Below are 7,131 nucleotides of genomic sequence, written 5' to 3' on the forward strand. Positions count from 1 at the left end.
AAAACAGTCAGGTCAGTCGCTGAGCAGGCGTCCGTGGCGAAGCGGCACGCGCCCCGCCACCTTGGCCAGCCAGCTCGAGGGTTGGGCGTAACGCAGCCGCTCCACGGCATACAACACACCGCTCGTGCCGGCACACACGGTGCTGACCCGGTCGGACAAGGGATCGATCACTTCGAACAGCGGCTCGCCGGCTTCCACCCAGCAGCCCACCGGGCGCAGGAAACTCAACACACCCGGATGCGGTGCGTAGAGCAACTCGGTGCCCTCGAACGGCATGCCCTCGCAAGGTTCCTGTCGCGCGGCCGGCCATTCGCCGTCGATCAGGCCCTGCTCCGCGAGGAACGCGAGAATCCCTTCGGCCTGGGCCTCGGCTTGCTCGCGAGCGGTATCGGCCTGGCCGCCCAACTCAATGGTGGTGGCCATGCACGCCAAAGGGATCCGCGCGTCCGGGAACGCCTGCGACAGGCGCAGCCACGGCAACGAACAGGCTTCGTCGAACGAGCTGCCGCCCGACTCTTCCGCCAGCAGCCCGACGCGAACATCGAGGTGCGCGGCCAGGGAACGCCAGTGCGGCCAGTGCTGGGGAAAGGTGTACATGTGCAACGCGGCTTCGCTGTCGCAATGCAGGTCGAGCACCAGGTCGGCGTCGCAGGCGTGGTTCAGCAGCACGCGTTGCATGCCTTGCAACTGACTGGTCGCCGCCGGCAGCGCAGCCAGCACTTCCAGCATGGCCTGGCGAATCAGTTGCACGTTGGCGTGCGGGTCATCGCCCAGGCGATCTTTCACCAGGGCGCTGACCGGCTCGGTCAACTGGACGAAATCGCGATTGAAGTTCTTGCCACTGCCGTACTCGAAACGGCCTTGATGATTACCCTGCAGCAACTGGCCGAGGCCGATCGGATTGGCCACCGGCACCAGTTCGATCACGCCCTTGAGGGCTCCACGGGCCTCCAGCTCGACCAGGCGTTTTTTCAGCTCCCAGGCCGTACGCATGCCCGGCAACTCGTCGGCATGCAGGCTCGCCTGGATATAGGCCTTGCGCTCGCCAGCGCCGAAACGGAACACCGACAGCTGGCGCTCCGTGCCCAGGCTACTCCAGGGCAGGGAATGATCGATACGTTCCATAGTCAGTGCTTCCTCGGAGCCAGGTAACCCAACCAGCGGCGCTCAGCCAACTTGAACAGCCGCACCAGGATAAAGGTCAGGCACAGGTAGAACGCGCCGGCGGTGATGTAGGCCTCGAACGGCAGGTAATACTGGGCGTTGACCGTACGCGCGGCACCGGTGATGTCGATCAGGGTGACGATGGACGCCAGGCTCGTGGTCTGCAGCATCATGATCACTTCGTTGCTGTACTGCGGCAACGCCCGGCGCAGGGCCGACGGCAGCAGGATGCGGCGGTACAGCTTATAGCGCGACATACCCATGGCCTTGGCCGCCTCGATCTCGCCATTGGGCGTGGCCCGCAGGCTGCCGGCGATGATTTCGGCGGTGTAGGCGCTGGTGTTGATGGCAAAGGCCAGGCAGGCACAGAAGGTCGCGCTCGACAGCCAGGGCCAGAGGAAACTCTCGCGCACCGCCTCGAACTGGGCCAGGCCATAGTAGATCAGGAACAGCTGCACCAGCATCGGCGTGCCGCGGATCACGTAGGTGTAGAGCCAGGCGCTCATGTTCACCAGCGGCCGCTTGGACACCCGCATCAGCCCCAGGGGCAATGCCGCCAGCAGGCCGAACAGCAAGGACAAGGCCAGCAGCTTCAAGGTGGTCAGCAGGCCGCCGAGGTACAGCGGCATGGCTGCCCAGATGACGTTGTAGTCGAAGATCATAGATCAGCCGCCCTTACGCCTACCGAGTAGCGCTTCTCAAGGTGACGCAGTGCCAGCAACGAGACGCTGGTGATCACCAGGTACATCGCCGCCACCGCGAGGAAGAAGGTGAAAGGCTCGCGGGTGGCATCCGCCGCCTGCTTGGCCTTGAACATCATGTCTTGCAGGCCGACCACGGAAATCAGCGCGGTGGCCTTGGTCAGGACCAGCCAGTTGTTGGTGAAGCCGGGAATCGCCAGGCGAATCATCTGCGGCACCAGCACCCGGAAAAACACTTGCAGGCTGCTCATGCCGTATGACATGCCGGCTTCGGCCTGGCCCTTGGGGATCGCCATGAACGCCCCACGGAAGGTTTCCGACAGGTAGGCGCCGAAAATGAAACCCAGGGTGCCGATACCGGCGACCAGGGGGTTGAGGTCGATGTAGTCGTCGTAACCGAGCAGCGGCGCGACGCGGTTGAGCAGGTCCTGGCCACCATAGAAGATCAGCAGGATCAGCACCAGGTCGGGAATCCCACGGATGACCGTGGCATACAGGTCGCCGAGCCAGGCCAGCCAACGCACCGGCGACAGGCGCAAGGCCACCCCGATCAGGCCCAGGACAATAGCCAGGGCCATGGACGACAAGGCGAGCTGAAGCGTCAGCCAAACGCCATCGAGGATCACAGCCCCGTAGCCTTTCAACATGATTCAGATCCTCGGAATTAGGGATGAAAAAATGGCGCAAACCTCAGAGCTCCTGCTGCTTGCGCCATTTCGGACTTGTCACCGCGGCGGGTTACTTGCCGTAGATATCGAAGTCGAAGTACTTGTCCTGGATCTGCTTGTACGTGCCGTTGGCACGGATCGCGACGATAGCGGCGTTGATCTTGTCCAGATCGGCCTTGTCGCCTTTGCGCACGGCGATACCGATGCCGTCACCGAAGTATTTTTCGTCGGTGAATTGCGGACCGACAAAAGCGAAGCCCTTGCCGGAATCGGTCTTCAGGAAACCGTCCTGCAGCAGGGTGGCGTCAGCCACGGTACCGTCGAGGCGACCGGCGGCCACGTCCAGGTAGATCTCGTTCTGCGAACCGTAAGGCTTGATTTCAGCGCCCAGCGGCTTGAGGACTTCTTCAGCGAAGCGGTTGTGGATCGAACCGCGCTGCACACCGATCTTCTTGCCCTTGAGCTCGGACAGGTTGTCACTGACAACGCTGCCTTCCTTCATCACCAGGCGAGCCGGGGTGTTGTAGTACTTGTTGGTGAAATCGACCGACTTCTTGCGATCGTCGGTGATCGACATCGACGACAGGATAGCGTCGATCTTGCGCACCTTGAGGGCCGGGATCAGGCCGTCGAACTCTTGCTCGACCCAGACGCACTTGATCTTCATCTCTGCGCACAGGGCGTTGCCGATGTCGTAGTCGAAACCGACGATGCTGCCGTCCGGCGCCTTGGAGGCGAACGGAGGGTAGGCGGCTTCGATACCAATTTTCAGTGGCTTTTCATCGGCGAATGTCGGCAGCGACAGCACGGACAGTGCCAGGGCGCCAAGCAGCACGAGTTTCTTCATCTTGAGACTCCATCGGTCAAGGGCAAAACGGCAGAGTGAGCAACAGCCCAATATGCGGATGGGAAAGCAGTCTTCGCGTAACGGTCGGCGGCGAGCACCTTCAAGGCGCGCCACGACAAGCGAGTGATCGGCATTCTAACGACAGGTCCGAAGCCGATATTTCCTCAATGCGACAACTAATTACAGAAGCGCCGAGAAAGCGGGATGGACACGTTGACAACTCTTGATTTTCATGCAAGAGCAAAAGAAGGGATAACCGATCTATCCTGCAAATAGCGGGCCTATTATTGGCAAAGCCTTCTATTCCGGCAAGCACGGCGTTCAATGAGATTTAAAAGGCCGTGGATTCGGGCCGAAAATGAGCAGCGACGTTTCCCTTTGCCCCGTGTCAGGGCAGCAGGTGACACATTTGGTTACCTGCCAGACGAGCGGTAACAGGCGAAGGAATTCACAGCAAAAACCGATATTTATCTCACTTCATCCGCCCCTCCTTCTTGCTGGACGGACTACCGTAGATGAGACCCGCAAGCCTTGCGGCGCCCATGCGGCCGCCATCGCCGGCAAGCCGGCGCCTACAAAAGACAAACGCCTGTCCAGAACGCAAAAAAAAGCCCCACCCGGCACAATGCCGGACGGGGCTCAGTCAACCTTGAACGCTTGTTACGCGACGTTCATGGTCTTGTGGGTATCGATCAGATGCTGCACCACACCCGGGTCCGCCAGGGTGGAGATATCCCCCAGGCCGTCGTACTCGCCGGTCGCGATCTTGCGCAAGATACGCCGCATGATTTTCCCCGAACGGGTCTTCGGCAAGCCCGGCGCCCACTGGATGACATCCGGCGTCGCAATCGGCCCGATCTCCTTGCGCACCCAGTTCTTCAACTCCAGGCGCAGCGCCTCGCTGGGCTCTTCGCCACCATTGAGGGTGACATAGACATAGATGCCCTGCCCCTTGATATCGTGCGGTACCCCGACCACAGCCGCCTCGGCGACTTTCGGGTGGGCAACCATGGCACTCTCGATCTCGGCAGTGCCCATGCGGTGGCCGGACACGTTCAACACGTCATCCACGCGCCCGGTGATCCAGTAGTAACCGTCCTCGTCGCGACGCGCGCCGTCACCGGTGAAGTACATGCCACGGAAGGTCTTGAAGTAGGTATCGACAAAACGATCATGATCGCCGTACAAGGTCCGCGCCTGGCCCGGCCACGAATCGAGGATCACCAGGTTGCCTTCGGCGGCCCCCTCGATGATGTTGCCGAGGTTGTCCACCAGCGCCGGCACCACGCCGAAGAACGGCCGTGTCGCCGAACCCGGCTTGAGCGCATGGGCGCCCGGCAGCGGGCTCATCATGTTGCCGCCGGTCTCGGTCTGCCACCAGGTATCGACGATCGGGCAGCGCGACTTGCCGACATTCTTGTAATACCACTCCCAGGCTTCCGGGTTGATCGGCTCGCCCACCGAACCGAGCAGGCGCAGACTGCTGCCATCGGCGCCTTCGACCGCCGCCGTACCCTGGGCCATCATGGCGCGGATCGCGGTCGGGGCGGTGTAGAGGATGTTGACCTTGTGCTTGTCGACGATCTTCGCCACCCGGGTGATGTCCGGATAGTTCGGCACGCCTTCGAACATCAGGGTGGTCGCGCCATTGGCCAGCGGGCCGTAAACGATATAGGTATGGCCGGTGACCCAGCCGACATCGGCGGTGCACCAGTAGACCTCGCCCGGACGGTAGTCGAACACCCGCTCGTGGGTCAGCGCCGCATACAGCAGGTAGCCACCAGTGGTGTGCTGCACACCCTTGGGCTTGCCGGTGGAGCCGGAGGTGTAGAGGATGAACAGCGCTTCTTCGGCACCCATCTCCTTCGGCGCGCAGACGCTGCCGGCGACCTTCATCAGGTCCTCGAACCAGATATCGCGATGCTGGTTCCACTTGATATTGCCACCCGTGCGCTTGCACACGATGACTTTCTGGACACTGCTGGTTTCCGGGTTGGTCAGGGCGTCGTCGACGTTGGCCTTGAGCGGGATCTTCTTGCCGGCACGCACACCCTCATCGGCGGTGATCACCACCTTGGAACGGCAGTCGATGATACGACCGGCCAGGGCTTCCGGCGAGAAACCACCGAACACCACCGAATGGATCGCGCCGATGCGGGCACAGGCCAGCATGGCGACCGCGGCTTCGGGGATCATCGGCATATAGATGGTCACCACGTCGCCACGGTGCACATCCTGGCCACGCAGGGCGTTGGCGAATTTGCAGACCTGCTCATGCAGCTCGCGGTAAGTGATGTTGCGGGATTCGGCGGGATCGTCGCCTTCCCAGATGATCGCGACCTGATCGCCACGCTCGGCCAGATGACGGTCCAGGCAGTTGTAGGAAACGTTCAGGGTACCGTCGGCAAACCACTTGATATCGACATGGTGATCGTCGAAGGAAGTCTGCTTCACCGTGGTGAAAGGCTTGATCCAGTCGAGGCGCTTGGCTTGCTCGCGCCAGAAGCCGTCAGGGTTGACGACCGACTGCTGGTACATCGCCTTGTAGGTCGCCTCGTCGGTCAGCGTAGTCGCCAGGACCTCAGGACGAACGGGGTACAGGGAAGCCGCACTCATCTTTCTTACCTCGGTGGATATGTTGTTGTTTTATGACCCACTTGTAGCCGGGCCTGCGCCTTGAAGCCATTCGACGATGGTAGTAACAAACCCCGACAAAAGCTCGTATCAACCGCCGCAAGGCCTCAGGCACGCTGCCCGTGGCGATTTCCGAGGTACTGAAAATAACTCGAAAAGCAGGCCGGGGAGACGTTTTTCGACGATTGTTACAGGTTTTGTCAATAGTCTTTATCAAAACCCCCTCTATATGAATAGTTTGCAGACTCTTAACATTCGCTTCGCCAACTAAGGCAACGAATTAACTTAGCGACAGCCCCCACGAAGGCCGTTAATTCGAACTCAAATCAACGCCGTTGTACACGTAGCCTGACAAGGGCTACGTGACCCCTTACGACCCGAAGAAGGTAAATCGAGATGAAAGCTCTAGTCGTTCTGGCCCTCAGCAGCCTGTGTGCAACCGCCATGGCTGACGAGACTCCAACCGACGCTGCCAGCCACAACGTTCCGGTGGAACAGTACACTTACAGTTCTCACCCGGACATTAAAAAAGTTATCTCCATGAGTGAAGTACCGGATGTTTGCGAAGTTGTCCCGGCGCGCATGGTCTATGAAGACTCGCAAGGTACCCGGCATATCATGGAATACCGCATCATGGGTAACGGTTGTTCCCACGGTTAAAATCCCGGCCTGATCCAGCCTTGCAAAACCACCCGCCGCAGGAAGCGCTTCTTGCGGCAAAGGTGTTCCTCCTGCCTCCCCCCGCTGCCACGACCGCCCCATCCCTGCCCCGATCATTTCTGGCAAAAACTGGCTGAAACACCCAGACAAAAACCTTATACTGTCGGCATCCATTCGCGCCTGAAAAAGCGTCGAATCGAACTGCAAACCCTCGTTGATTCAGGCCCTTGCAGGCCACAGGGGAAGGCCCGGCGCCCTCTCCCGTCGACGACACGGGGTCATCCCGTACCTATTCCATGTTTTTGCGTGCACGAACCGCTGCTGCAAGCAACATATCCTTTAGATCCAAAGCGGCCATTGGTCGTGTGACAAGCAAACCATCAATGTTTTTCACACGGGCATCAGGCCCTCACGCAGGAGACGACACGTCATGCTGAGCTGGGACGAATTCGACAAA

At 60.4% G+C, this 7,131-nt stretch carries 6 protein-coding genes; 1 reads left to right on the forward strand and 5 read right to left on the reverse strand.

All coding sequences use genetic code 11. From position 1 onward, the window contains the following. Positions 1-12: 12 nt before the first annotated feature. The 5 genes from M5B96_RS31185 to acs form a co-directional block, all read right to left on the reverse strand. On the reverse strand, positions 13-1,125 hold the full coding sequence (locus M5B96_RS31185; protein ID WP_248800868.1) for a succinylglutamate desuccinylase/aspartoacylase family protein: 1,113 nt from the start codon (positions 1,123-1,125) through the stop codon (positions 13-15). A gap of 2 nt (positions 1,126-1,127) precedes the next feature. Continuing rightward, complete coding sequence (locus tag M5B96_RS31190; protein WP_248800870.1) at positions 1,128-1,826, reverse strand: ABC transporter permease; 699 nt, start codon at positions 1,824-1,826, stop codon at positions 1,128-1,130. After that, the gene (locus M5B96_RS31195; RefSeq protein WP_248800872.1) at positions 1,823-2,512 is read right to left on the reverse strand and encodes an ABC transporter permease; all 690 of its coding nucleotides are present in this window, start codon (positions 2,510-2,512) and stop codon (positions 1,823-1,825) included. Before M5B96_RS31195 ends, M5B96_RS31190 begins: the two co-directional genes overlap by 4 nt. 91 nt (positions 2,513-2,603) lie before the next feature. Next, positions 2,604-3,380, reverse strand: a complete 777-nt coding sequence (locus M5B96_RS31200) for an ABC transporter substrate-binding protein (protein WP_248800874.1) — start codon at positions 3,378-3,380, stop codon at positions 2,604-2,606. Positions 3,381-4,040: 660 nt separating this feature from the next. Next, positions 4,041-5,996: an acetate--CoA ligase gene (gene acs / locus M5B96_RS31205; RefSeq protein ID WP_248800876.1), complete on the reverse strand. Its 1,956-nt coding sequence runs from the start codon at positions 5,994-5,996 to the stop codon at positions 4,041-4,043. A gap of 414 nt (positions 5,997-6,410) precedes the next feature. Here acs and M5B96_RS31210 point away from each other — a divergent pair, with 414 nt between their 5' ends. Further along, positions 6,411-6,674, forward strand: coding sequence for a DUF2790 domain-containing protein (locus M5B96_RS31210; RefSeq protein WP_248800878.1), 264 nt, complete (start codon positions 6,411-6,413; stop codon positions 6,672-6,674). The last annotated feature ends 457 nt before the right edge of the window (positions 6,675-7,131 follow it).

The sequence above is a fragment of the Pseudomonas sp. MWU13-2105 genome, assembly GCF_023242315.1.
In the GTDB taxonomy this organism is placed as follows: Bacteria; Pseudomonadota; Gammaproteobacteria; order Pseudomonadales; family Pseudomonadaceae; genus Aquipseudomonas.